This is a genomic window from Citrobacter gillenii, from assembly GCF_013337685.1.
Classification (GTDB): domain Bacteria; phylum Pseudomonadota; class Gammaproteobacteria; order Enterobacterales; family Enterobacteriaceae; genus Citrobacter; species Citrobacter gillenii.
Genome location: NZ_SUQN01000008.1, coordinates 139,633 through 165,266 on the forward strand (window position 1 = coordinate 139,633; position 25,634 = coordinate 165,266).

The following is a 25,634-nucleotide window of genomic DNA, read 5'->3' on the forward strand; positions in this document are numbered from 1 at the left end:
ATACCAGATGAGATGTCGTAAACATCTCATCCTCCTGCTATTACAATATTTTGGTTATTATCAGGAATGCGCAAACTTACCGCTTTTAAGGTCGGTGACAATGCCATTCATTCTTGCTTCTGTTAATCCATAGAATTTAATAGAGAATGCCGTCAGAATATAAAATACTGCAGGAATAATGGTAAATAATAACGTAACGCCCTGTACGGCAGACGCGGACTGCACAGCACTACCTGAGGCATAATCAAATGCTGCGAGTACCCAGCCCAAAATAGCACCACCAACGGCAACACCCAATTTGATGACAAAAATATTTGCTGCGACGTTCATTCCGGTAATTCGACGGTGCGTTTTCCATTCACCGTAATTATTCGCATCGGTAATCATCGACCATTGCAGAGCCCCATTACCGCCCTGAATAATGGAAATAATAATATGAACCGCAAGCACAACTATCCAATACTGAACCGGCACAAAGAAGCACAGCACACCAAATACGGCTGTGAGTAAGTTAACCCAAAAAGAGAGTTTGATTTTACAGAACCGGGTACCAAAGGGTTTAGCAAGTATCGACCCCAGCATTGAGGCAAACATGCTACCCAGCATAAAGACGGTAATAATATCAGCACCTTTGTTCAGCACCGTGTTAACGTAGTAAACGACTGCCCCACCGCGCAGCACCACCGCAACCAGCATCATAAAGTTATAAACAGATAAAATACGCCACTGTTCATTCTTAAATAAAATTTTTACATCACGGGTAATATTGAGGTTTTCCTCTTTGATCGGCTGCACACGTTCTTTGGTGGTTAAAAAACAGATGATAAACATCAGACAACCAATGACGCCGAAGATAGCCATTGAAACCTGAATCCCCGTCGCTCTATCACCAGGATAGAGATAATCTGCCAGCGGTAAAATTAACGCTGTTCCCAGCGCACCGCCGATTGGCGTAATCGCAAAACGCCATGACTGCAAGGACAGGTTTTCACGCGGGTCGGACGTCAGCGCAGCACCCAGTGAGCAGTAAGGAATATTAATGGCTGTATACATCAGCGTCATAAAGATATATGCCGCCACCGCATAGACCACTTTTCCACTGTCGGAAAAATCAGGAATGGAATAAACCAGCACACAGCTGACGGCAAAGGGTACACAAATCGCCAGTAGCCATGGGCGAAAACGTCCCCAGCGCGTGGAGGTTGCATCGGCAATCGCCCCCATAATGGGATCGGTAATCGCATCCAGCAAGCGGACCAGTAAAAACATCGTTCCCATTACCGCAGGCGGTAAACCATAAATATCAGTATAAAAATACGCAAGAATTGCCACCGAAGAGTCAAAAACGATGTGGCTGGCCGCGTCACCCAGACTGTACCCCACCTTTTCCCTGATCGATATCTTGTCCCCTGTAGACATACAAACTCCTTTGCCAATACAAAAATGTAACCGGTTTCTGTCGTAGGGTATTTTTAAAACATCTTATCTGGCCTAATCCATTATGTTTTTCTGTTAACTGTTTATGTTTTTTTCTTTATGTGATCGCAGCGAGGTAGGTTTACTTATTGGCCCTTATTTTTGTTTCTTCGCTCACGTTTTATTCGTTGCGAACTTGTTATTTATTAACACAAAATAATATTCACCAAACAAATGTAATATAGATATCTTATGGCTAAGGAAAAATGATAATAAAAAACCCCGGTTGCAGGCCGGGGTTTTCGAATAACAGGAAAACGTAATAAATCAGACTAAATATGCAGTTCCTGCAATTTTTCTTTCGGCAGCGCCAACTCTTCATTACTGTTAACGCGTACGTCATGTTCCAGAATATGACGGGCAATTTCCTGCGCTTCGCTCAGCGAATGCATTTGATACGTTCCACACTGGTAGACGTTCAGTTCCGGGATCTGATTTTGATCCTGCACTTTCAGCACGTCAGCCATCGCCGCTTTCCAGGCGTCAGCCACGCGCTGTTCGTCCGGCGTACCAATCAGGCTCATGTAGAAGCCAGTACGGCAGCCCATTGGAGAGATATCGATAATCTCAACGCCATTACCGTTAAGGTGGTTACGCATAAACCCGGCAAACAGGTGTTCCAGCGTGTGGATCCCTTTTTCAGGCATCACTTCTTTGTTCGGAATGCAGAAACGCAGATCAAACACGGTGATGGCGTCGCCATGCGGGGTGTTCATCGTTTTTGCAACCCGGACTGCGGGAGCTTCCATCCGGGTGTGATCGACAGTAAAACTATCTAACAACGGCATTTAGCCACCTCCGATAAAATTTTTAAAAATAATCTGAACTCTTTGTTCCGGGGCGAGTCTGAGTATATGAAAGACGCGCATTTGTTATCATCATCCCTGGTTTCAGAGATGAAATTTTGGCCACTCCCGAGTGGCCTTTTTCTTTTGTATCAAGCGTGCGTTTCCAGCCACGCGGCAAACGGCTCAGTATCCGCCGCTTCAATCTCCTGCTGACGACGCTTTGAAGCCGCTGTTTCAGCAATAAACGCCTCTTCCTGCACGATCTCTAACGGCTCTTCACGCAGCAGATTGCGATAAGCCTCGCCCAACGCTTTGCCCGTGCCGCCAATGCCCGTATCAATCATTGACCGCAGGATCCGCGCGGAGAATGTCAGTTCAGGATTATCAAAGCAGGCAACCAGTTCGTCACAGACTTTTTGATACTCCTCTCCTCCATGGATGCTGTCCAGCGTTTGCGCCACGCGCTTCAGGTCACGGAACAGATCTTTACCCACTTTCGGCAGCGGGAACTGGGCGGTTTCACAGCCAATGCCTAGCGTCAGGCCCGGCTTACGTCCTTCCAGAATCACACGATTCCAGTTGGTACGCGTGCAGAGCAGTTCATCGCTGCTCATTTCAGGAGCGTCCGCCAGGACACACCACACCATAAACAGATCGAGGAAACGTACCTGCTGCTCATCTACGCCGATGGGTGAGAAGGGGTTAATATCCAGCGAACGCACTTCAATGTATTCAATGCCGCCGCGAAGCAGCGCATCTGACGGCGATTCACCGCTACGGGTTACCCGTTTCGGGCGAATAGGCGCATACAGTTCATTTTCAATCTGCAGTACGTTGCTGTTAATTTGCAGACGTTTACCGTCTTTCTCCAGACCGATCGCCGCGTACTCCTCGGAAGGGGTTTTAATCGCGCGCTTCAATCCTGACACGTATTCATGCAAATCGTTAAACGTAATACCGAGATTGCTTTGCGACTTATTGGTATAACCCAAATCGCTCAGGCGCAGCGATGTCGCGTACGGCAGGTAATACATACCACAGTCCGTTTTTTCAAACGGTAGAGTTGTCGGCTTTCCTTGCAGGAAAGAAGAACAAATCGCCGGAGATGCGCCAAACAAGTACGGGATCACCCAACCAAAACGATAATAGTTGCGGATCAGGCGGAAGTAGCCAGCAGACACTTTCTCTTTGGCATCTTCATCGTCCGTTACGCCACATTTCGCCTGCCAGAATGCCATCGGCAGCGAGAAATTATAGTGAACGCCGGAAATCGTTTGCATCAGCGCGCCGTAACGGTTTTTGAGACCTTCACGGTAGAGCGTTTTCAGACGACCAATATTCGAGGTACCGTACTGCGCCAGTTCAATATCCTGACCTTCAGCGATATAGCAAGGCATGCTCAGTGGCCACATACGCTCGTCGCCCAGATTTCTGGCGGTATAGCGATGCAGATCACGCATAAACGTGAGCATTTTCTGGATGTCGTCGCCCGGAGGAGTAATAAACTCCAGCAGCGCTTCGGCAAAATCCGTTGTTATCCATTTATGCGTCAGCGCTGAGCCTAACACATCCGGGTGGCCTGTCGTCGCCAATGAGCCATCAGCATTAACACGCAGCGTTTCGCGCTCCAGACCACGTTGAATCCCCTGTAACGCCTGAGGATTTTTTTCCAGCCAGGCCAGTGCCTGTGATACGTCCGGGATCAAATTGACCTCCCGCCTGTCAAAATCGTTTTAATTAGCATCATAGTATTGGTTACCCTACAGGCATTTCCACAACACAATTAGTGCCACCACATAATGCCCTGCGTCGTAACCGCTGCGACCACAACATAACGCAACGCTTTGCCAAGGCATAAAAAAAAGAGTACTGGCCCCCACGAGATGCGCATCCATCCCGCTAGCAGGCACAGCAAATCCCCCACAACCGGCATCCAGCTTAATAATAGTGTGACAGCGCCATAGCGCTGCAGCCACCCCATCGCTTTCTCTTGCCATCGTGACGTTTTACGTAACGGGAAGAAACGCCCAAGGATAACGTTAGTTAACCCTCCAAGGCTATTACCCATTGTTGCTGTTAAGACTAAGACCCAGGGATGACTCACCCCGGAAACCAGCAGAGCCACTAAAACAACTTCAGAATTTCCAGGTAACAGCGTGGCGCTGAGGAAACTGCTGGCAAACAGTGACAGGAGTGACAGTCCATCACTCACAATAACCGGACATCCACGGCATCCATACCGGCCGCACGTGCAGCCTGCAGGCCGAAGTCAGCGTCTTCAAATACCACGCATTGAGTCGGGACAACGCCCATACGCTCGGCACACAGTAAAAACGTGTCAGGTGCGGGTTTATGGCGTTGTACGTGGTCAGCTGCGACGACGGCATCAAAATAGTGACGTAGCCCTAAATGCGCGAGCAGCGCCTCTGCAATGGCACTTTCGCTCCCGGTACCGACCGACATAGGCCGACGACCATGCCAGGCTTTAACAACATCAATAAGCGGCAATGGCTGAACGCTATCCAACAGCATGCTTTTAACGCTGTCGGTTTTTTCACGCGCCAGCGCATGGGGATCGAGATCGGCATGATTCAGTTCAATGACCGACTGTGCAATACGCCACGTTGGGGAACCGTTGAGTGCGACCATGGCCTGCTCGTCAAAACGGAGCCCATGACGCCTTAACACCTCATGCCACGCTTTACGGTGCGTTGGCTCGGTATCGAGAATGGTGCCATCCATATCAAAAATTAAACCCGCATAACGTTCGTACATCGTCTTCCCACAAGCCGAATGACCAGACGTTACTTTATCGTAATTGATTGATTTTGTCGCTGACAGCGAATTGAGGATTGTTTTAGAAGTTTGATTCAGAAAAAGAGAGATGGTGCTGGGGATTATTTCGGAGAAGATGGTGCATCCGGGAGGATTACTCACTGGCGTTCACCCTACGGGCCGTTGCTGAAGCAACGTTATCCTCCCTGGTGCTTGCGACTGTCTCGCAGACCATGAAATAACGGTTTAGCTGTTATTTCGGAGAAGATGGTGCATCCGGGAGGATTCGAACCTCCGACCGCTCGGTTCGTAGCCGAGTACTCTATCCAGCTGAGCTACGGATGCATCAGGGAACTATTGATTTACAACTAATACTTCGGAGAAGATGGTGCATCCGGGAGGATTCGAACCTCCGACCGCTCGGTTCGTAGCCGAGTACTCTATCCAGCTGAGCTACGGATGCATCAGGGAACTATTGATTTACAATTAATACTGCGGAGAATATGGTGCATCCGGGAGGATTCGAACCTCCGACCGCTCGGTTCGTAGCCGAGTACTCTATCCAGCTGAGCTACGGATGCATCAGGGAAACTACTTTAGTGCAGATTTTTGATACCGCTGCTAAGGCCGTATCGATTATCCATTCTTTCATTGCTGAAGAAACAGAAAATATGGTGCATCCGGGAGGATTCGAACCTCCGACCGCTCGGTTCGTAGCCGAGTACTCTATCCAGCTGAGCTACGGATGCAAATGGCGGTGAGGCGGGGATTCGAACCCCGGATGCAGCTTTTGACCGCATACTCCCTTAGCAGGGGAGCGCCTTCAGCCTCTCGGCCACCTCACCAACAACGCCTCTTGCGAGTGCTTCGAAGAACTTGTTTCTGCTCATCGTCGCTGCGTGGCGCACATATTACTTTCTGGTACTTATAAGTCAAACAATTTTTCCAGTGCTTTTATCGTTTGCACATTTCACGCGCAATTAGTCTGCAAAAACGGCAAAAAGAGTGTTTTATCAACAGATAAATTGGCGTTTTCTCGGGGGGGCGGGCAAACAGAAAAATTGAGGAAAAGGCAAAAAGTGCAGTGCAGCAGTGAAAACAGCGTGAAATCAGAAGAACAAGATGGGTGTCAGGAGGTAAAGCGAAAAGGAAAAGTAACAGAAACAGGAAAAGAGAGGCGCTAAATCAGGTTGCGCCTCACCAGAAAGGTGAGACGCGAAAACCTTAGTAACTGGACTGCTGGGATTTTTCAGCCTGGATACGCTGGTAGATCTCTTCCCGATGGACAGAAACTTCTTTCGGGGCGTTTACGCCGATGCGTACCTGGTTGCCCTTCACCCCTAAAACTGTCACGGTGACCTCATCGCCAATCATGAGGGTTTCACCAACTCGACGAGTCAGAATCAGCATTCTTTGCTCCTTGAAAGATTAAAAGAGTCGGGTCTCTCTGTATCCCGGCATTATCCATCATATAACGCCAAAAAGTAAGCGATGACAAACACCTAAGTGTAAGCAGTCACGGCATCACATTCTGTTAAACCTAAGTTTAGCCGATATACACAACTTCAACCTGACTTTATCGTTGTCGATAGCGTTGATGCAAACGCTGCAGATTGACCTCCGCAGCGTTGGATTACGCTTATAATTATTACAGTTTTGCGCTGACCCAGCCTTTCACACTGGCTAACGCTGTAGGCAGAGCTGCGGCATCCGTACCACCGGCTTGCGCCATGTCCGGACGACCACCACCCTTACCGCCTACCTGCTGAGCGACCATACCAATCAGTTCCCCTGCTTTCACACGGTCAGTCACATCCTTAGACACGCCCGCAATCAGAGAAACCTTACCTTCAACTACCGTTGCCAGTACGATAACGGTAGACCCCAGCTGATTTTTCAGATCATCAACCATGGTACGCAGCATTTTAGGTTCAACGTCGGTCAGTTCGCTGACCAGCAGCTTCACGCCGTTGATATCAACCGCTTTACTGGAAAGATTTGCACTCTCCTGCGCGGCGGCCTGTTCCTTCAATTGCTGCAATTCTTTCTCGAGCTGACGCGTACGCTCCAGTACGGAACGCACTTTGTCACCGATATTCTGGCTATCACCTTTCAGCAGATGCGCTATCTCGCTTAAGCGGTCGCTCTCAGCACGCACGGTATTGATAGCACCTTCGCCGGTTACAGCTTCGATACGACGCACACCCGCTGCAGTACCGGACTCAGACACGATGCGGAACAGGCCGATATCACCGGTACGGCTAGCGTGAGTACCACCACACAGTTCGGTAGAGAAATCCCCCATGCTCAGTACGCGCACGTGGTCATCATATTTCTCGCCAAACAGCGCCATTGCGCCTTTGGCTTTCGCCGCGTCGAGATCCATGATGTTAGTTTCAATCGGCAGGTTGCGACGAATTTGCGCATTCACCAGATCTTCAACAGCACGAATTTCAGCTGGTTTCATCGCTTCGGTATGAGAGAAGTCGAAACGCAGAATTTTATCGTTAACCAATGAGCCTTTCTGTGCCACATGCGAGCCCAGAACCTGGCGCAGCGCCGCATGCATCAGGTGCGTTGCGGAGTGGTTCAAACGAATACGCGCACGACGCGCTTCATCGACGTCAGCCTGCACGGCATCGCCCACTTTCAGAGAACCCGCAGACAGTTTGCCGATGTGACCAATTGCCTGGCCATATTTTTGCGTATCGCTAACCGCAAACGCAAAGCCCGCACCTTTCAGTTCGCCTTTATCGCCAACCTGACCACCTGATTCCGCATAGAACGGCGTCTGGTCAAGGACGACAACAGCTTCCTGGCCTGCGTTAATTGCGTCTACCGCTTTACCATCTACAAACAGCGCGGTAACTTTACCGTTCAGTTCCAGATGCTCGTAGCCTTTAAATTCAGAGGTACCCTCAACGCGAATCATCGCATTGTAGTCGGCACCAAAACCACTGGCTTCACGCGCGCGACGACGCTGTTCTTCCATTGCGGCTTCAAAGCCCGCTTCGTCAACCTTGATGTTGCGCTCACGGCAAACGTCTGCCGTCAGGTCAACCGGGAAGCCGTAGGTATCGTACAGGCGGAAGGCGGTTTCGCCATCCAGCGTATCGCCGGACAGTTTTGCCAGTTCTTCATCCAGCAGAGCCAGACCACGCTCCAGCGTGCGGGCAAACTGCTCTTCTTCAGTTTTCAGAACCTGCTCAACCAGTGCCTGCTGACGCTTCAGTTCTTCACCCGCAGAACCCATCACCTCGACCAGCGGCCCCACCAGCTTGTAGAAGAAGGTGTCTTTCGCGCCCAGCATGTTGCCATGACGCACCGCGCGACGAATGATACGACGCAGCACATAGCCGCGGTTTTCATTCGACGGCACAACACCATCGGCAATCAGGAACGCGCAGGAACGGATATGGTCGGCAATCACGCGCAGCGATTTGTTGCTCAGATCGGTAGCACCGGTGACTTTCGCCACGGATTCAATCAGCGCGCGGAACAGGTCAATATCGTAGTTGGAGTTAACGTGTTGCAGCACAGCTGCAATACGCTCCAGACCCATACCGGTATCTACGGACGGCTTCGGCAGCGGTTCCATTGTACCGTCAGCCTGACGGTTAAACTGCATGAAGACGATGTTCCAGATCTCAATGTAGCGATCGCCATCTTCTTCTGCGCTTCCCGGAGGGCCACCCCAAATGTGGTCGCCGTGATCGTAGAAAATTTCGGTGCACGGACCGCAAGGACCGGTGTCACCCATCTGCCAGAAGTTGTCGGAGGCATAGGCCGCACCTTTGTTATCACCAATACGGATGATACGTTCGCGCGGAATACCGACTTCTTTCTCCCAGATTTCAAAGGCTTCATCGTCAGTTTCGTAAACGGTTACCCACAGACGCTCTTTCGGCAGGGCAAACCAGTTTTCACCGGTCAGCAGTTCCCATGCATACTGGATGGCGTCGTGTTTGAAGTAATCGCCGAAGCTGAAGTTACCCAGCATTTCGAAGAAAGTATGGTGACGTGCAGTGTAGCCGACGTTTTCCAGATCATTGTGTTTACCGCCCGCACGTACGCAACGCTGCGAAGTGGTTGCGCGGGAATAATTACGCTTGTCGAGACCAAGGAAAACATCCTTGAACTGGTTCATCCCGGCGTTGGTAAACAACAAAGTAGGGTCATTGTTTGGAACCAGGGAGCTGCTGGCAACTACCTGATGTCCTTTACTGTGGAAAAAATCGAGAAACGCCTGACGGATCTCAGCAGTGCTCTTGCTCATAATTATCCTGAAGAAATCAAGCTAACGAAATGTCATCACCAGCACAGGCACGTAAACAGCGCCGCTGGCAATCGAAAAGTGGGAATAAGATAAGTTTTCTTCACGGGGAAGTAAAATCCCGTATGCGCTCAATCGTCAAAATTTCGCCATATTGTCTGAATATCTTCCATCAGATAGCCGCGATAGAGCAAAAAACGCTGGACCTTCACCTTTTTTGCAAAATCCACCGGCAAGGGCTCACCGTATTTTCTGATGGCTTGATCTCGCGCCAACTGCGCCCAGTCAATCTCACATTCACGCATCGCGCGTTCAATGGCTTCGCGGGAAATACCTTTCTGTCCCAACTCCTGGCGCACACGTGCGGGGCCATAGCCTTTACGGCTACGACTGGCGATAAATTGCTGTACGAAACGGTCGTCATCCAGGTAGCGGCTTTCTATACACCAGGCAATAACCTTATCGTAATCCTCTGGCGTAGCATCAATTTCTTCCGGTCCATTTTTTCCCATAACCGGGGCTGCCAGTTTCCGTCGCAGTTCCTGCTCACTGTGATCGCGCATGGCAAGTATGCGCACAGCGCGGTCAAGCAGTCGAGAATACGCGGATCGGCGAGACGTTGAATCTGTCATAGTGCACCTTCAGAAATGGAAAAGGGCCGCATCATATGCAGCCCTTTTTATACGATAAAATCAGATTATCAGAAATCTTCGTTCGTTTCTTTTACGCCTTCACTGCTGTCATCAACGGAGAAGTCCGGTTTTGAATCCTGGTTATTGAGCAGTAACTCGCGAACTTTTTTCTCAATTTCTTTTGCGGTAGTCGGGTTTTCTTTCAGCCAGTTGGTTGCGTTCGCTTTACCCTGACCAATTTTTTCACCGTTGTAGCTGTACCATGCGCCGGCTTTTTCAATCAGCTTCTCTTTCACGCCCAGGTCAACCAGTTCACCGTAGAAGTTGATGCCTTCACCGTAAAGGATCTGGAATTCGGCCTGTTTAAACGGCGCAGCAATTTTGTTTTTCACGACCTTAACGCGGGTTTCACTACCGACTACGTTATCGCCCTCTTTCACCGCGCCAATACGACGGATGTCCAGACGAACAGAGGCGTAGAATTTCAGTGCGTTACCACCGGTCGTGGTTTCCGGGTTACCGAACATGACGCCAATCTTCATACGGATCTGGTTGATGAAAATCAGCAGCGTATTGGACTGTTTCAGGTTACCCGCCAGTTTACGCATCGCCTGGCTCATCATACGTGCCGCGAGGCCCATGTGAGAGTCACCGATCTCGCCTTCGATTTCCGCCTTCGGCGTCAGCGCGGCAACGGAGTCAACAACGATAACGTCTACGGCACCGGAACGCGCCAGTGCGTCACAGATTTCCAGCGCTTGTTCACCGGTATCTGGCTGAGAACACAGCAGGTTGTCGATATCAACACCAAGCTTACGGGCATAAACAGGGTCAAGCGCGTGTTCTGCATCGATGAACGCACAGGTTTTACCTTCACGCTGTGCGGCAGCAATCACCTGCAGCGTCAGGGTTGTTTTACCGGAGGATTCTGGCCCGTAGATTTCGACGATACGCCCCATCGGCAAACCGCCTGCACCCAATGCGATATCCAGAGAAAGCGAACCGGTGGAGATAGTTTCCACGTCCATGGAACGGTCTTCACCCAGGCGCATGATGGAGCCTTTACCGAATTGCTTTTCGATCTGGCCCAGCGCTGCCGCCAACGCTTTCTGTTTGTTTTCGTCGATAGCCATTAATTACTCCTGTCATGCCACTCTCGGGTTGAACCAAGAATCGTGAAAGATGATGTTCTGTTGACGCAATTATACTGTATGCTCATACAGTATCAAGTATTTTGTAGAAATTGTTGCCACAGGGTCTGTAACGCATAGGCGGTCGCTTGTCTACGCACCGCATCGCGGTCGCCGCTGAAGCATTCCCAGCGCGTGATCCCCTCGCCGCTTACGCTGGCAAAGGCAAACCAGACGGTCCCAACCGGCTTGTCTTCGCTGCCACCGTCCGGCCCGGCAACTCCGCTTATAGAAACAGCGAAATCAGCACGGGCCGCTTTTAGCGCGCCAATGGCCATTTCAACAACCACCGGTTCACTCACCGCGCCATGCTGTGCCAGCGTCGCTTCTCGCACACCAATCATCTGCGACTTGGCTTCGTTACTGTAGGTCACAAATCCGCGCTCAAACCAGGCGGAACTGCCGGCGATATCCGTAATGACTTTCGCTACCCAACCGCCGGTACAGGACTCTGCGGTGGTCATCGTCGCGCCGCGCGCTTTCAATGCCAGCCCTACCTGTTCACTTAACTGCATCAGTTCACTGTCGGTCATTTCAGCCTCTGTCAGTTAAAAAATATGCCGGACAAGATAGCACTTTCAAAACAAATGTGGGGATGAGGAGAGCAATTTACGAGGGGGATTCCGGAAATAGATCCGTCGCGTCAAGAAGATCTGCCGGATGGCGGTGCCAGGCATCCTATCCGGCCTACAAGAGGTTTCCTCCTGTAGACCGGTTGCGGGTAATTACTGTACGCGCGCCAGCGCTACAGCCTGACCTAATTGCCAGACGGCCATCGCGTAATGCGTGCTGTGGTTGTAGCGGGTAATGGTGTAGAAGTTCGGCAGCCCGTACCAGTATTGGTAACCGGTGCCAATATCCAGACGCAGCAGGCTGGCCTGCTGATGGTTACCCAACGACTGCTGTGGCGTCAGACCTGCAGCCGCAAGCTGAGAAATGCTGTACTGGGTTTTAAACCCGTTTGCCAGCCCTGGCGCCTGGCCATTTGCCGGCACCGCCACCGTATCGCCTTTCACCCAACCGTGACCTTTAAAGTAGTTTGCCACACTGCCTATGGCATCCTCCGGATCCCACAGGTTGATGTGCCCATCGCCATTGAAATCAACCGCATATTCTTTGTAAGAGGACGGCATGAACTGCCCGTAGCCCATTGCACCGGCAAAGGAGCCTTTCAAGTCCAGCGGGTCATCGCTTTCATCTCGAGCCATCAGCAGGAAGGTTTCCAGCTCACCGGAGAAGTATTCCGCCCGACGCGGATAGTTAAACGACAGCGTCGCCAGCGCATCCAGAATACGCGTTTTACCCATCACGCGGCCCCAGCGGGTTTCGACACCGATAATGCCAACAATAATTTCCGGTGGTACGCCGTAGACCTGCCATGCGCGCTTCAACGCATCTTCATGCTGGTTCCAGAACGCCACGCCATTTTGCACGTTATCTGGCGTGATGAACTGCTTGCGATAGCGCAGCCATGCGCCGTTAGGCCCGGCTGGCGGCTGTGTTGTCGGTGCCTGACGGTCCATCAAGCGCAGAACGTAGTCCAGACGTTTGGCCTGCGACAGGATCTCCTGCAACTGCTGACGGTCAAAGCCGTGCTTGCTCACCATTTTATCGATGAACTGTTGCGCATTCGGATTATTGGCGAAGTCGCCGCCCGACAGCATGACGTTGTGTTGCGGCTCAAGCAGGAAGCCGCCAGAAGGCGTACCCGTTGTCGTTTGAGTCTCTGAAGGTTTTGGTTTGCTACTACAGGCAGCAAGCAACACACAAAGGGGAAGTAATGCTACATAACGACGCTTGAACATGAGACATCCATTAAACAGATTCAGCCAGAGAGAAGTATGGTAAAGCATCCACCGCCACACAAGGAAGCGGTAGTCGCGCTCCTTCGCAGAATTTACCGCCCCTTTCACCGTTTACCACCCCATTTGCGATCCCTCACGCAATAACTTTCACAATAAAATATTTATCTTTCATTTTGCGATCAAAATAACACTTTAAAATCTTTCATTGTGATTAAAATAAGCCACGTTCTAGCAAATTCCCAACCCCCTACAGGAGAGAATAATGATCGACACCATCACCCTGGGCGCAGAGTGGTTCATCGGGCTGTTTCAGAAAGGCGGAGAAGTGTTCACCAGCATGGTCACCGGGATTCTTCCGCTGTTAATTAGCCTGCTGGTCATCATGAACGCGCTCATTAACTTTATTGGCCAGCACCGAATTGAACGTTTTGCTCAACGCTGTGCCGGAAACCCGCTGTCTCGCTATCTACTGCTGCCGTGCATCGGCACCTTTGTTTTTTGTAATCCGATGACGTTGAGTCTGGGCCGGTTTATGCCCGAGAAGTACAAACCCAGTTACTACGCGGCAGCCTCTTATAGCTGCCACTCAATGAACGGGCTGTTTCCACACATCAATCCCGGCGAACTGTTTGTCTATCTGGGGATCGCCAGCGGCCTGACCACGCTTGGCCTGCCGCTCGGTCCACTCGCGGTGAGCTATCTGCTGGTTGGCCTGGTGACAAACTTCTTCCGCGGCTGGGTGACCGACCTCACCACCTCCATCTTCGAAAAGAAAATGGGCATTCAACTTGAGCAGAAAGTCCATCTGGCGGGAGCGACATCATGAGGCGTATTCGTATTGAAAGAGGTACCGGTGGCTGGGGTGGCCCGCTTGAACTGGACGCAACCCCCGGTAAGAAAATTGTCTATATCACCGCAGGAACACGCCCGGCGATTGTCGACAAGCTGGCACAATTAACCGGTTGGCAGGCTATTGATGGCTTTAAAGAGGGCGAGCCTGCAGAAAACGAAATCGGCGCAGCCATCATCGACTGCGGCGGCACGCTACGCTGCGGTATTTACCCGAAACGCCGGATTCCGACAATTAACATTCATTCCACCGGGAAGTCCGGCCCACTGGCGCAGTACATTACCGAAGATATTTATGTCTCCGGCGTCAAAGAAGACAACATTACCGCAGTCGGTGAAGCCGCCGCGACGCCACCACCGGCAGGCACCACGGCGGGTCGCGACTACGACACCAGTAAAAAGATCACTGAACAGAGCGATGGCCTGCTGGCGAAAGTCGGCATGGGCATGGGTTCCGCCGTGGCGGTATTGTTCCAGTCCGGGCGAGACACGATTGATACCGTACTGAAAACCATTCTGCCGTTTATGGCATTCGTCTCGGCGTTGATCGGCATCATCATGGCCTCCGGTCTGGGTGACTGGATCGCCCACGGCCTGGCGCCGCTGGCCAGCCATCCGCTGGGGCTCGTGACGCTGGCATTAATCTGTTCCTTCCCGCTGCTGTCGCCGTTCCTCGGCCCAGGCGCGGTGATCGCTCAGGTTATCGGCGTATTGATTGGTGTGCAGATTGGTCTGGGCAACATCCCTCCACATCTGGCGCTGCCTGCGCTATTCGCGATCAACGCCCAGGCCGCCTGTGACTTCATCCCTGTGGGATTATCACTGGCAGAAGCCCGTCAGGACACCGTGCGCGTCGGCGTGCCGTCCGTACTGGTAAGCCGCTTCCTGACTGGCGCGCCTACCGTTCTCATCGCCTGGTTTGTTTCCGGCTTTATTTATCAATAAGAGGCGCTCAAAGATGACCGTGATCTATCAAACCACCATCACCCGCATTGGCCAGAGCGCACCGGATGCACTCTGTGACCAGATGCTGATTACCTTTCGTGAAGGCGCGCCTGCGGATATCGAAGAGTTTTGTTTCATCCACTGCCACGGCGAGCTAAATGGCGTTCTGCAGGCGGGTATTCAGTTTGAGCTGGGCCAGCATCGCTACCCGGTCACCGCCGTGGGTAGTGTGGCAGAAATGAACTTGCGTGAACTGGGGCATATCACCCTGCGCTTCGATGGACAGAGTGAAGCGGAATTTCCTGGCACCGTACACGTTGCGGGGCCGGTACCGGACGCCATCGCGCCGGGCTGTATTTTGAAGTTTGTTGCTTAAGCGTAAAGGAGAGAAAAATGAATCAAGTTGCCGTTGTCATTGGTGGAGGCCAGACCCTGGGGGCATTCCTTTGCCGTGGGCTTGCGACAGAGGGATACCGCGTTGCGGTGGTCGATATTCAAAGCGATAAAGCCGCAAACGTGGCGCAGGAAATTAATGCCGAGTTTGGTGAGGGTACCGCTTACGGCTTTGGTGCCGACGCCACCAGCGAACAAAGCGTGCTGGCGCTATCACGCGGGGTAGATGAGATATTCGGTCGCGCCGACCTGCTGGTTTACAGTGCCGGTATCGCCAAAGCGGCGTTTATCAGCGACTTTGAGCTTGGAGATTTCGACCGCTCGCTGCAGGTGAATCTGGTCGGTTATTTCCTCTGTGCACGTGAATTCTCACGCCTGATGATCCGCGACGGCGTGCAGGGGCGCATTATCCAGATCAACTCAAAATCCGGCAAAGTGGGCAGCAAACACAACTCAGGTTACAGCGCAGCAAAATTCGGCGGCGTGGGCTTAACCCAGTCACTGGCGCTGGATCTCGCGGAATACGGGATTACCGTGCATTCCTTGATGCTCGGTAATCTGTTGAAATCACCGATGTTCCAGTCGTTGTTACCACAGTATGCCACCAAGCTTGGCCTAAAACCGGATGAAGTGGAGCAGTACTATGTGGATAAGGTCCCACTCAAGCGCGGCTGCGATTATCAGGACGTGCTGAACATGTTGCTGTTTTACGCCAGCCCGAAAGCGTCTTACTGCACCGGACAATCGATTAACGTCACCGGCGGTCAGGTGATGTTCTAAGAGGTATGATTGCCGGGTGGCGCTACGCTTATCCGGCATATAATCAAGGAGCAATAACATGGTTTCCGCACTGATTACCGTCGCCGCCATCGCCTGGTGCCTACAGCTAGCGCTGGGCGGCTGGCAAATATCCCGCTTTAATCGCGCGTTCGACAAGCTTTGTCAGCAGGGTCGGGTCGGCGTCGGGCGTTCCGGCGGACGTTTTAAACCGCGCGTTGTGGTTGCTATCGCTCTGGATGAGCAACAGCGGGTAACTGATACGTTATTTATGAAAGGTCTTACCGTATTCGCCAGACCAGGCAAAATTGCCCCGATAATGGGCAAACATCTTGATGAATTACAGCCTGATGTGATCTTTCCCCATGATCCTCTCTCCCAAAATGCACTATCATTGGCGCTTAAACTGAAACATGGATAATTTCGTTATGAATGCTATTAGCTTGCGAAATTATCATTTTGCAACCTACACCCTAAATAATTCGAGTTGCAGGACAAAACGCCTCGGCTGTTTTGAACAGCGCTTGCGCTGGCCCCGAAGGGGTGAGGCCGTAAGGCCGAATAAAGCCTACGCACATGCAGCTTGAAGTATGACGGGTATATACATAAGTCAGGGTAATCACGCCTATGAAACCTCGTCAGCGTCAGGCTGCCATACTGGAGCACCTGCAAAAGCAGGGAAAATGCTCGGTTGAAGAACTGGCCCACTACTTTGACACAACCGGCACGACCATTCGCAAAGACCTGGTCACTCTGGAAAATGCCGGCACCGTCATTCGCACCTATGGCGGCGTAGTATTAAACAAAGACGAATCTGACCCACCCATCGATCACAAAACGCTAATCAACACGCATAAAAAAGCGCAAATTGCCGAAGCCGCCGTGCGTTTTATTCACGACGGCGACTCAATCATTCTCGACGCAGGCAGCACCGTTTTGCAGATGGTGCCGATGCTCACCCGCTTTAGTAACATCACCGTGATGACCAACAGCCTGCACATTGTTAACGCCCTTTCGGAACTGGACAACGAGCAAACTATCCTGATGCCCGGCGGGACATTTCGCAAAAAATCGGCGTCATTTCACGGACAGCTGGCAGAAAATGCCTTCGAGCAGTTCAGTTTTGATAAACTCTTCATGGGGACCGACGGCATCGATCTGAATGCGGGTGTGACCACCTTTAATGAGGTCTATACCGTCAGCAAGGCGATGTGCAATGCCGCTCGCGAAGTGATTCTGATGGCGGACTCGTCGAAATTCGGGCGCAAAAGCCCCAATGTGGTATGCAGTCTGGAAAGCGTCGACAAGCTGATTACTGATGCGGGCATCGACCCTGCATTTCGTCAGGCGCTGGAAGCAAAAGGGATAGAAGTGATCATAACCGGAGAAACCAATGAGTGATGCACTACTGAACGCGGGCCGTCAGACGTTAATGCTTGAACTCCAGGAAGCCAGCCGACTGCCAGAGCGCCTTGGCGATGACTTTGTTCGTGCCGCCAATACTATCATCCACTGCGAAGGCAAAGTGATTGTCTCCGGAATTGGTAAGTCTGGCCATATTGGCAAAAAAATCGCCGCGACCCTCGCCAGCACCGGCACCCCGGCATTCTTCGTGCATCCAGCGGAAGCACTGCACGGCGACTTAGGCATGATTGAAAGCCGCGATGTGATGCTCTTCATTTCCTACTCTGGCGGCGCGAAAGAGCTGGATCTCATCATTCCGCGTCTGGAAGACAAATCCGTCGCGCTGCTGGCGATGACCGGAAAACCCACCTCGCCATTAGGTCTGGCCGCCAAAGCCGTACTGGATATTTCGGTTGAACGTGAAGCCTGTCCGATGCGTCTGGCACCCACCTCCAGCACCGTCAACACACTGATGATGGGCGATGCGCTGGCAATTGCCGTCATGCAAGCGCGCGGTTTTAACGAAGAGGATTTTGCGCGTTCTCATCCAGCCGGAGCACTGGGCGCTCGTCTGTTAAACAAGGTGCACCACCTGATGCGCCGCGACGACGCCGTACCGCAGGTGACGCTTACTACCAGCGTTATGGACGCCATGCTGGAACTGAGCCGCACCGGTCTGGGTCTGGTGGCGGTCTGCGACGAGCAGTCTCTGGTGAAAGGTGTCTTTACCGACGGTGACCTGCGTCGCTGGCTGGTTGGTGGCGGCGCACTCAGCACGGAAGTACGCGAAGCGATGACCCCGAATGGCGTCACGCTGCAGGCACAAAGCCGCGCGATTGACGCCAAAGAGGTTCTGATGAAGCGCAAAATCACTGCCGCACCGGTGGTGGATGAAAACGGCAAACTCACCGGCGCAATTAACCTGCAGGATTTTTATCAGGCGGGCATTCTCTAATCCTTCAGTCCCAGACGCTTCGCCAGCCGATGCAGGTTGGCGACGTCGGTTTCCAGCGCCCGCGCGCTTGCCGCCCAGCTATGGTTATTCTGCGCCAGCGCCCGGCGGATCATCTCCCGCTGAAAAGACTCCGTGGCTTCGCGCAGATTGTGATTCTGCGGGATCTCCGCCATGACGTCGGCTTCAGCCTGCGGCGTATGCGCCTCTTCCTGTAAGGCAAAGTGCTGCGGCTCCAGCACCACTTCATCCCCTGCCCTTGTTGCCCTGGCCAGCACCACCGCACGATGAATAGCATGTTCCAGCTCACGCACGTTACCCGGCCAACCGTAGCTCAGTAGATGGCGACGCGCACCAGGGCTTAGCACCACACGGGAAAGTCCCAGCCGCAGCCGGCACTGTTCGCAAAAATAACCCGCCAGCAAAACCACATCTTCACCGCGCTCACGCAGCGGTGGTACCGAAAGGGGAAAGACGCTCAGACGGTGGAACAGGTCGGCGCGGAAATTCCCGGCCAGCACCTCTTCGCGTAAATCACGGTTGGTGGCTGCCAGCACGCGAACATCCACCCGCAAGCTGCGATCGTCACCCACTCGCTGAATATCACCGTACTGCAACACGCGCAGCAGCTTGGCCTGCAACGCCAGTGACAGTTCGCCAATCTCGTCCAGGAACAGCGTGCCGTTGTCCGCCATTTCAAACTTGCCGCTACGGTTGCTGATGGCCCCGGTAAAGGCACCTTTCACATGGCCAAACAGTTCGCTTTCCGCGACGCTTTCTGGCAACGCGGCACAGTTAAGATACACCAGCGGATTCACCGCACGCGGAGAGCCTTCATGAATTGCTTTCGCCACCAGCTCTTTCCCGGTTCCCGTTTCGCCGCTGATTAAGACGTTAAGATCGGAGCCTGCCACAATTTCAATCTCTTTTTTCAGCTGCATCATATTAGGCGACAGGCCTATCATCTGCGTTTCCGTCACCTGTTCGAAAGCGGTGGACGAACCCGGCAGCATATTCTGGCTTTCCAGCTGTTCAATCAGCAGCGCATTGCTCAGCGCCCCCGCCGCCAGTGCGGCAATCAACCTAAGCTCTTCATCGCTGAAGACATCGAACTGATCTGGCTCCATACCATCCAGCGTCAGCGCGCCAATCAAATTTTGTCCGGCAAACAGCGGCAGCCCAATGCAGGCATGGACCTTCAGGCTTTCCTGGCCGGGGATCAGCCCATCGTACGGATCGGGCAAATCGCTGTCGGCTGGAAAACGCACCACGTCCCCGGCGCGGGCAATCGCTTCCAGACGCGGATGCCCCTCCAGCGTAAAACGTCTGCCGAGAACATCCTGCGCCAGCCCGTCGATCGCCAGCGGAATAAACTGTCGTGATTCATAGCGCAGCAGCGCCGACGCATCACACTCCAGCACCTGACGCAGCGTCGTGATCAGGCGTTGAAAACGATCCTGATGCCCAATACCGCTTTGTAATTCAATGGCGATACCCGCCAGCACATCAACGGAAAAACTCATGGCTACCTCATTGTCATTTTGACAATGCATATTGTCATATTGACAACAAAAAGCATAGTCATTTTGACAGCTCATTTAGAGAGGTAAAACATTAAACTGTTATAAATCAATTAAATAAAAAGTTGGCACGCAACCTGCAATAAGAAAAACATCTTTTTTAGAAACACGCTAAATTAATTACTGAGGTTGCTATGTCTATTCTGGTTAAAAATAACATTCATTGGGTTGGCCAACGTGACTGGGAAGTTCGTGATTTCCACGGGACCGAATACAAAACGCTGCGCGGTAGCAGCTACAACAGCTATCTTATCCGTGAAGAAAAAAATGTCCTGATCGATACAGTAGACCACAAGTTTAGCCGTGAATTCGTGCAGAATCTTCGCAATGAAATTGACCTGGCAGATATTGACTACATCATCATTAACCATGCAGAAGAAGACCACGCCGGTGCGCTGACCGAGCTGATGTCCTGCATCCCGGACACGCCGATTTACTGCACCGCTAACGCTATTGACTCCATCACCGGCCACCACCATCACCCGGAATGGAACTTCAACGTGGTAAAAACCGGTGACTCACTGGATATCGGTAATGGCAAACAGCTGATCTTCGTTGAAACCCCGATGCTGCACTGGCCGGACAGCATGATGACTTACATGACCGGTGACGCCGTGCTGTTCAGTAACGATGCTTTTGGTCAGCACTACTGTGACGAACGTCTGTTCAACGACGAAGTAGATCAGACTGAACTGTTCGAACAGTGCCAGCGCTACTACGCCAACATCCTGACACCGTTCAGCCGCCTGGTTACGCCAAAAATCACTGAAATCCTCGGCTTCAATCTGCCGGTTGACATGATTGCCACCTCTCACGGTGTGGTATGGCGCGACAACCCAACGCAGATCGTTGAGATGTACCTGAAATGGGCGGCGGATTATCAGGAAGACCGCATCACCATTTTCTACGACACCATGTCCAACAACACCCGTATGATGGCCGACGCCATTGCCCAGGGCATCAACGAAGTTGACCCGAATGTGGCAGTGAAAATCTTTAACGTCGCCCGCAGCGATAAAAACGAAGTCCTGACGAACGTCTTCCGCTCTAAAGGCGTGCTGGTCGGCACCTCCACGATGAACAACGTGATGATGCCGAAGATCGCCGGTCTGGTCGAAGAGATGACCGGCCTGCGTTTTCGCAATAAACGCGCCAGCGCCTTCGGCTCACACGGCTGGAGCGGCGGTGCGGTAGACCGTCTGTCCACGCGTCTGCAGGATGCCGGTTTTGAAATGTCCCTGAGCCTGAAAGCCAAATGGCGCCCGGATCTGGATGCGCTGGAACTGTGCCGTCAGCACGGTCGTGAAATTGCACGTCAGTGGGCGCTCGCGCCACTGCCGGAAACCAGCGTCAAAGCCGCAACCAAAGAGGAAGAGTGCGCCTGTGCCGCCGCCGCGGCCGCTGACCTTGGACCTTGCATGCAGTGCAGCGTTTGCCAGTGGATCTACGATCCAGAGAAAGGCGAGCCGCTGCAGGATGTCGCACCGGGTACACCGTGGAGCGACGTGCCGGAAAACTTCCTGTGCCCGGAATGTTCATTAGGCAAAGACGTCTTCGACGTACTGGCTACGGAGGCAAAATGAGCCGCGGAATTGTCATTATTGGTTCGGGCTTCGCCGCTCGCCAGTTAGTCAAAAATATCCGTAAGCAGGATGCGACTGTCCCGCTGACCCTGATTGCCGCTGACAGCATCGATGAGTACAACAAGCCCGATCTCAGCCATGTTATCAGCCAGGCACAGCGTGCCGACGACCTCACCCGCCAGTCGGCGGGGGAGTTTGCCGAACAGTTTAATTTGCGCCTGTTCCCGCACACCTGGGTGACCAACATCGATGCCGATGCTCACGTAGTGAAAAGCCAGGACAAGCAGTGGCAGTATGACAAGCTGGTGCTGGCTACGGGGGCATCAGCCTTTGTACCGCCGGTAACCGGACGTGAGTTAATGCTCACACTGAACAGCCAGCAGGAGTATCGCGCCTGTGAAACGCAACTGCGCGATGCGCAGCGAGTCCTGATTGTTGGCGGTGGTTTGATTGGCAGCGAGCTGGCGATGGATTTCTGCCGTGCCGGTAAAGCGGTGACGCTTATCGATAACGCCGCCAGCATTCTGGCCTCGTTAATGCCGCCAGAAGTCAGCAGCCGTTTACAGCATCGTCTGACCGATATGGGCGTACACCTGCTGCTGAAATCACAGTTGCAGAGTCTGGAGAAAACCAGCACCGGTATTCGCGCCACGCTCGATCGTAACCGCAGTGTAGACGTTGATGCGGTGATTGCCGCAACCGGTCTGCGTGCAGAAACCGCGCTGGCGCGTCGCGCCGGGTTAACCATCAATCGCGGCGTTTGCGTTGACAGCTATCTGCAAACCAGCCACCCGGATATTTACGCCCTCGGTGACTGCGCAGAAATTAATGGTCAGGTCCTGCCGTTCCTGCAGCCGATTCAGCTCAGCGCGATGTATCTGGCGAAAAACCTGCTCGGCGGCAATGCCCCGCTGAAGCTGCCAGCCATGCTGGTAAAAATCAAAACGCCGGAGCTGCCATTACACCTGGCAGGGGAAACCCAGCGTCGCGATCTGAACTGGCATATTGCGGCTGAAGCAGAAGGTATGGTCGCCAGAGGAATGAACAGCGAAGGCCAACTGTGTGCCTTCGTGGTGAGCGAAGATCGTATGAAGGAGGCCTTCGCGCTGCTGAAAACACTGCCCGTGTAAACAATGTTGTGCCATTGCTTGTTTTATTAACCTCACGCACACGGATGTGCGTTGCCACTTGTCGGTATGCCCCGACTTGCTTTTCTTGCCCCGCCAGTCCCGGGGCTTTTTTTATTTCTACGGCAATGCCCGCGCCGCGGCAATCACTCCCTGCCCCAGCGACAATCCTCCATCCCCAGCCGGTAAACGCTGCGGGAACAGTAACGTAAAGTCATGCAGATAAAACGCCAGACGGGCTGACAGCAAACGGTTATGCATCACGCCCCCGCTAAATACCAGCGTCGTAATACCGCGTAACTGTGCCTGTTGGCGCATCAGCGTGGCAAACCCACGCGCCAGCGCATCGTGGAAAGCCCAGGCGCGTTCAGGGGGAGTCGCCTGCCAGTTCAGCCACTGCTGCCAGAAAACCGCCAAATCCAACTGGTTGTTGTTAAGCGGTATGGTGACCGGGTGTTCAACGCCTGCACATTGTGACGCTAACGCCTCCAGCGCACAGGCGGCCTCACCTTCATAGCTCAGGGATTGCGGTGCGCACTGCAGTGCGGCGGCAACGGCATCAAACAAGCGTCCACACGATGATGCCAACGGCGCGTTGATCCCACGCTCGATGGCACGAGCCAGTACGCTCCAGTTTTGCTGCTGCACAAACGCCGTTTCCGGATAACGCTGCCAGTCAGGCACAAAGCACAGACACTGCGCCAGCAGATTGCGCCACGGCTGTTTTGCCGCCAGATCGCCCCCCACCAGCGCCACCGCGGGCAAGCCACCCAGGTATTCGCATTCGCGATAATTCACCCGCAGGCACTCGCCGCCCCACAGCGCTCCGTTTTCGCCCATGCCGATACCGTCCAGCGTCAGGGCAATGACATCGCCACCGTTCAACGGCCAGCCGTGCTCAGCCAGGCAGGCCGCAGCATGCGCATGATGGTGCAGCACCGTTTCAATTGGCAACGTCATCTCACGGGCCCACTGGCTGGAAACGTAGCCAGGATGCGCATCGCAGACGATACGCTGCGGGGTAAAATCATAAATGTTCTGGATCAGATGCAGCGCATCGCGCCACTGATGCTGAATGCCGTCATCGCTCAGATCGCCCAGATGCTGACTAATCACCGCCTGTTCCCCCCGGATCAGACAGAACGTATTTTTCAGATCTGCGCCTAAGCACAGCATCGGCGGCACGTCGCGAAAACCTGGCGGCAGCGCCACGGCATCCGGCACGTAGCCTCGGGAGCGACGCAACATCTCCCCGCTTTCTCGCACCACGGAGTCATCCATGCGCTGCACAATTTCGCGGTTATGCAGCAAAAAGCCGTCGGCAATGTCGTGCAAATCGTCCAGCGCCTGCGCATTAGTAATGGCTGGCGGCCTGCCGCTAAGGTTGCCGGAGGTCATCACCAGCGGCCCCTTCATCTCCTGCAACAGCAAATGCTGTAACGGGTTGGCAGGCAGCATGACGCCGACCTCGGTAAGTCCTGGCGCAATCCCTTCGCACAGTGAAACCACATACTGTTTATTGACCAACACGATGGGGGCAGCGGGCGTAGTCAGCAAACGCCGTGCCGCTTCTGGCAGTCCGTCATCCCCCGGCAGCATTACCGCCAGCGGTTTAACCGGGCGATGTTTACGCCGACGGAGTAGCTCCACAGCAGCGTCGTTGCGCGCATCACAGACCAGATGAAATCCACCAATGCCTTTAACCGCCACAATGCCACCTGCTTTCAACCGCGTAACCGCCGCCTGTAGCGCCGGTTCTTTTTCCGCTCGCTCGTCTGCGCTTATCCACGCCAGATGCGGGCCACACGCCGGGCAGGCGACAGGCTGGGCATGAAAACGACGATCATACGGATCGCGATATTCAGCATCGCATTGTGGGCACAACGGGAATGAAGCCATGACGGTAAACGGACGGTCATACGGCATTGCGCGAATAATGGTGAAGCGCGGGCCGCAGTGGGTACAGTTGATAAAAGGGTAACGATAACGGCGTTCACCGGGGGTGTTCATTTCAGCAAGACATTCAGGGCAGGTTGCAGCGTCCGGTACGATCTGCGTATTCATCGTTCCGCCAGCGCTTTGGCGGATGGAGAAATCTGCAGGTCGTTGTTGCCAGACAAACGGCGCACTCTCGACGCTATCAATCCGCGCCAGCGGCGGGCAGTGCTGATGCAGTTCGGCAATAAATTGCGCTGCGTCTTCGAGCAAACGCACCACCACCCCGTCGCCGTCGTTACAGACGTCGCCATGCAGCTGTAGCCGCTGCGCCAGTTGCCAGACAAAGGGTCGGAACCCAACGCCCTGTACCTTACCGCGAATGCGCAGCTCTACACCGGAGTGGTTGCTTAGTGTCATGTTGAATTCCCGCGATCGTGTATCCCTGAAATATCCCTTTGCCGGATGGCGGCTTCGCCTTATCCGGCCTACGTGTTATTGCCCTGTAGGCCTGATAAGCGTAGCGCTATTAGCGCAGGTATTTTACGCGGATTTTGGACAATCAGAACAGCAAAGATGCGGTGGAGTCCAGTGCCGCACGACGGCGTTTTTCCGCGCTCAGCTGCTCCAGTTTATTGCGATCGACATAAATCAGCGCATGCGTCGGGCAGACTTCCATACAGGCAGGACCGGCTTCGCGATGGTGGCATAGGTCGCATTTGTTGGCTTCGGCTTTTTCAGCACGCACGTTCAGACCCGCGCCGCTGTTACGAATAACCGGACGGACAACCACTTCCATTGCGCCATAAGGACAAGCGACCACGCAGGTTTTACAGCCAATGCAGCGTTCCTGCATCACGTGGACAAAGCCTTTATCGCGGCTAATTGCACCGTTTGGGCAGACGTTGGCACACGGCGCATCTTCACACTGACGGCACAGCGTCGCGGTAGAGACGTTAACGCCTTTGATCACGTGAATGCGCGGTAAAAAGGTTTCAGGGGTCAGCGATGCGCAGTCCTGGTTATCCTGATGGGATACCACGCAGGCCACTTCACAGGTACGGCAACCAATGCATTTATTGGCGTCTGCAATGATGAAACGGTTCATCAAATTCTCCAGCAATGACAGATTATCTGCCGAAGCATTCAT

The 25,634-nt window shown here is 53.2% G+C and carries 23 protein-coding genes and 5 tRNA genes; 9 read left to right on the forward strand and 19 right to left on the reverse strand.

Annotated elements, in window-relative coordinates; genetic code table 11:
* Positions 1 to 60 precede the first annotated feature (60 nt).
* The 16 genes from FCH32_RS19355 to mltB all read right to left on the reverse strand — a co-directional run bounded on the left by FCH32_RS19355 (position 61) and on the right by mltB (position 12,939).
* Positions 61 to 1,419: a glycoside-pentoside-hexuronide (GPH):cation symporter gene (locus FCH32_RS19355; RefSeq protein ID WP_174361371.1), complete on the reverse strand. Its 1,359-nt coding sequence runs from the start codon at positions 1,417 to 1,419 to the stop codon at positions 61 to 63.
* Positions 1,420 to 1,748: 329 nt separating this feature from the next.
* Entirely contained in the window at positions 1,749 to 2,264 is a 516-nt protein-coding gene (luxS, locus tag FCH32_RS19360; RefSeq protein ID WP_135911530.1) for an S-ribosylhomocysteine lyase, read from the reverse strand.
* 149 nt (positions 2,265 to 2,413) lie between these two features.
* Entirely contained in the window at positions 2,414 to 3,970 is a 1,557-nt protein-coding gene (gene gshA, locus FCH32_RS19365) for a glutamate--cysteine ligase (RefSeq protein ID WP_174361372.1), read from the reverse strand.
* A gap of 77 nt (positions 3,971 to 4,047) precedes the next feature.
* Positions 4,048 to 4,476, reverse strand: a complete 429-nt coding sequence (locus FCH32_RS19370; protein ID WP_115257642.1) for a YqaA family protein — start codon at positions 4,474 to 4,476, stop codon at positions 4,048 to 4,050.
* Positions 4,473 to 5,039 carry a fructose-1-phosphate/6-phosphogluconate phosphatase gene (yqaB, locus tag FCH32_RS19375; RefSeq protein ID WP_174361373.1) on the reverse strand — a complete coding sequence of 189 codons (567 nt, stop codon included), beginning with the start codon at positions 5,037 to 5,039 and terminating at the stop codon, positions 4,473 to 4,475. The genes FCH32_RS19370 and yqaB overlap by 4 nt, the downstream gene beginning before the upstream one ends.
* A gap of 268 nt (positions 5,040 to 5,307) precedes the next feature.
* Positions 5,308 to 5,384: transfer RNA gene (locus FCH32_RS19380), tRNA-Arg, on the reverse strand.
* Between the two features lie 41 nt (positions 5,385 to 5,425).
* Positions 5,426 to 5,502 (reverse strand) — tRNA-Arg (locus tag FCH32_RS19385).
* A gap of 41 nt (positions 5,503 to 5,543) precedes the next feature.
* Positions 5,544 to 5,620: transfer RNA gene (locus FCH32_RS19390), tRNA-Arg, on the reverse strand.
* A gap of 91 nt (positions 5,621 to 5,711) precedes the next feature.
* Positions 5,712 to 5,788 (reverse strand) — tRNA-Arg (locus FCH32_RS19395).
* Between the two features lie 3 nt (positions 5,789 to 5,791).
* Positions 5,792 to 5,884: transfer RNA gene (locus FCH32_RS19400), tRNA-Ser, on the reverse strand.
* 379 nt (positions 5,885 to 6,263) lie between these two features.
* A complete protein-coding gene (gene csrA, locus FCH32_RS19405) occupies positions 6,264 to 6,449 on the reverse strand; it encodes a carbon storage regulator CsrA (protein WP_000906486.1) in 186 nt (61 codons plus the stop codon).
* A 238-nt stretch (positions 6,450 to 6,687) separates the two neighbouring features.
* The gene (alaS, locus tag FCH32_RS19410) at positions 6,688 to 9,315 is read right to left on the reverse strand and encodes an alanine--tRNA ligase (RefSeq protein ID WP_174361374.1); all 2,628 of its coding nucleotides are present in this window, start codon (positions 9,313 to 9,315) and stop codon (positions 6,688 to 6,690) included.
* Between the two features lie 128 nt (positions 9,316 to 9,443).
* On the reverse strand, positions 9,444 to 9,944 hold the full coding sequence (gene recX, locus FCH32_RS19415; protein ID WP_174361375.1) for a recombination regulator RecX: 501 nt from the start codon (positions 9,942 to 9,944) through the stop codon (positions 9,444 to 9,446).
* Between the two features lie 68 nt (positions 9,945 to 10,012).
* Positions 10,013 to 11,077 carry a recombinase RecA gene (gene recA / locus FCH32_RS19420; protein ID WP_115257638.1) on the reverse strand — a complete coding sequence of 355 codons (1,065 nt, stop codon included), beginning with the start codon at positions 11,075 to 11,077 and terminating at the stop codon, positions 10,013 to 10,015.
* 92 nt (positions 11,078 to 11,169) lie between these two features.
* Positions 11,170 to 11,667, reverse strand: a complete 498-nt coding sequence (gene pncC, locus FCH32_RS19425; protein ID WP_174361376.1) for a nicotinamide-nucleotide amidase — start codon at positions 11,665 to 11,667, stop codon at positions 11,170 to 11,172.
* A 192-nt stretch (positions 11,668 to 11,859) separates the two neighbouring features.
* Complete coding sequence (gene mltB / locus FCH32_RS19430; protein WP_096755985.1) at positions 11,860 to 12,939, reverse strand: lytic murein transglycosylase B; 1,080 nt, start codon at positions 12,937 to 12,939, stop codon at positions 11,860 to 11,862.
* Between the two features lie 262 nt (positions 12,940 to 13,201).
* Here mltB and srlA point away from each other — a divergent pair, with 262 nt between their 5' ends.
* The 7 genes from srlA to gutQ all read left to right on the forward strand — a co-directional run bounded on the left by srlA (position 13,202) and on the right by gutQ (position 18,262).
* Positions 13,202 to 13,765, forward strand: a complete 564-nt coding sequence (srlA, locus tag FCH32_RS19435) for a PTS glucitol/sorbitol transporter subunit IIC (protein WP_137399672.1) — start codon at positions 13,202 to 13,204, stop codon at positions 13,763 to 13,765.
* Complete coding sequence (gene srlE, locus FCH32_RS19440) at positions 13,762 to 14,733, forward strand: PTS glucitol/sorbitol transporter subunit IIB (protein ID WP_115257637.1); 972 nt, start codon at positions 13,762 to 13,764, stop codon at positions 14,731 to 14,733. The genes srlA and srlE overlap by 4 nt, the downstream gene beginning before the upstream one ends.
* Positions 14,734 to 14,746: 13 nt before the next feature.
* The gene (srlB, locus tag FCH32_RS19445; protein ID WP_096755982.1) at positions 14,747 to 15,109 is read left to right on the forward strand and encodes a PTS glucitol/sorbitol transporter subunit IIA; all 363 of its coding nucleotides are present in this window, start codon (positions 14,747 to 14,749) and stop codon (positions 15,107 to 15,109) included.
* Positions 15,110 to 15,126: 17 nt separating this feature from the next.
* Entirely contained in the window at positions 15,127 to 15,906 is a 780-nt protein-coding gene (gene srlD, locus FCH32_RS19450; RefSeq protein WP_115257636.1) for a sorbitol-6-phosphate dehydrogenase, read from the forward strand.
* A 58-nt stretch (positions 15,907 to 15,964) separates the two neighbouring features.
* A complete protein-coding gene (gene gutM / locus FCH32_RS19455) occupies positions 15,965 to 16,324 on the forward strand; it encodes a transcriptional regulator GutM (protein WP_115257635.1) in 360 nt (119 codons plus the stop codon).
* 206 nt (positions 16,325 to 16,530) lie between these two features.
* A complete protein-coding gene (gene srlR / locus FCH32_RS19460; RefSeq protein WP_115257634.1) occupies positions 16,531 to 17,304 on the forward strand; it encodes a glucitol operon DNA-binding transcriptional repressor SrlR in 774 nt (257 codons plus the stop codon).
* Positions 17,297 to 18,262: an arabinose-5-phosphate isomerase GutQ gene (gene gutQ / locus FCH32_RS19465; protein WP_096755978.1), complete on the forward strand. Its 966-nt coding sequence runs from the start codon at positions 17,297 to 17,299 to the stop codon at positions 18,260 to 18,262. The genes srlR and gutQ overlap by 8 nt, the downstream gene beginning before the upstream one ends.
* On the opposite strand, the gene norR is transcribed toward gutQ, so the two are convergent.
* Positions 18,259 to 19,782: a nitric oxide reductase transcriptional regulator NorR gene (gene norR, locus FCH32_RS19470; RefSeq protein WP_096755977.1), complete on the reverse strand. Its 1,524-nt coding sequence runs from the start codon at positions 19,780 to 19,782 to the stop codon at positions 18,259 to 18,261. The genes gutQ and norR overlap by 4 nt on opposite strands.
* A gap of 191 nt (positions 19,783 to 19,973) precedes the next feature.
* Here norR and norV point away from each other — a divergent pair, with 191 nt between their 5' ends.
* Positions 19,974 to 21,422 carry an anaerobic nitric oxide reductase flavorubredoxin gene (gene norV, locus FCH32_RS19475; RefSeq protein ID WP_096755976.1) on the forward strand — a complete coding sequence of 483 codons (1,449 nt, stop codon included), beginning with the start codon at positions 19,974 to 19,976 and terminating at the stop codon, positions 21,420 to 21,422.
* Positions 21,419 to 22,552, forward strand: a complete 1,134-nt coding sequence (gene norW / locus FCH32_RS19480) for an NADH:flavorubredoxin reductase NorW (RefSeq protein ID WP_174361377.1) — start codon at positions 21,419 to 21,421, stop codon at positions 22,550 to 22,552. The genes norV and norW overlap by 4 nt, the downstream gene beginning before the upstream one ends.
* Before the next feature lie 117 nt (positions 22,553 to 22,669).
* Here the strand turns inward: norW and hypF are convergent, their stop codons facing one another.
* Entirely contained in the window at positions 22,670 to 24,904 is a 2,235-nt protein-coding gene (hypF, locus tag FCH32_RS19485) for a carbamoyltransferase HypF (RefSeq protein WP_174361378.1), read from the reverse strand.
* A gap of 142 nt (positions 24,905 to 25,046) precedes the next feature.
* Positions 25,047 to 25,592: an electron transport protein HydN gene (gene hydN, locus FCH32_RS19490; protein WP_096759340.1), complete on the reverse strand. Its 546-nt coding sequence runs from the start codon at positions 25,590 to 25,592 to the stop codon at positions 25,047 to 25,049.
* Positions 25,593 to 25,634: the final 42 nt, after the last annotated feature.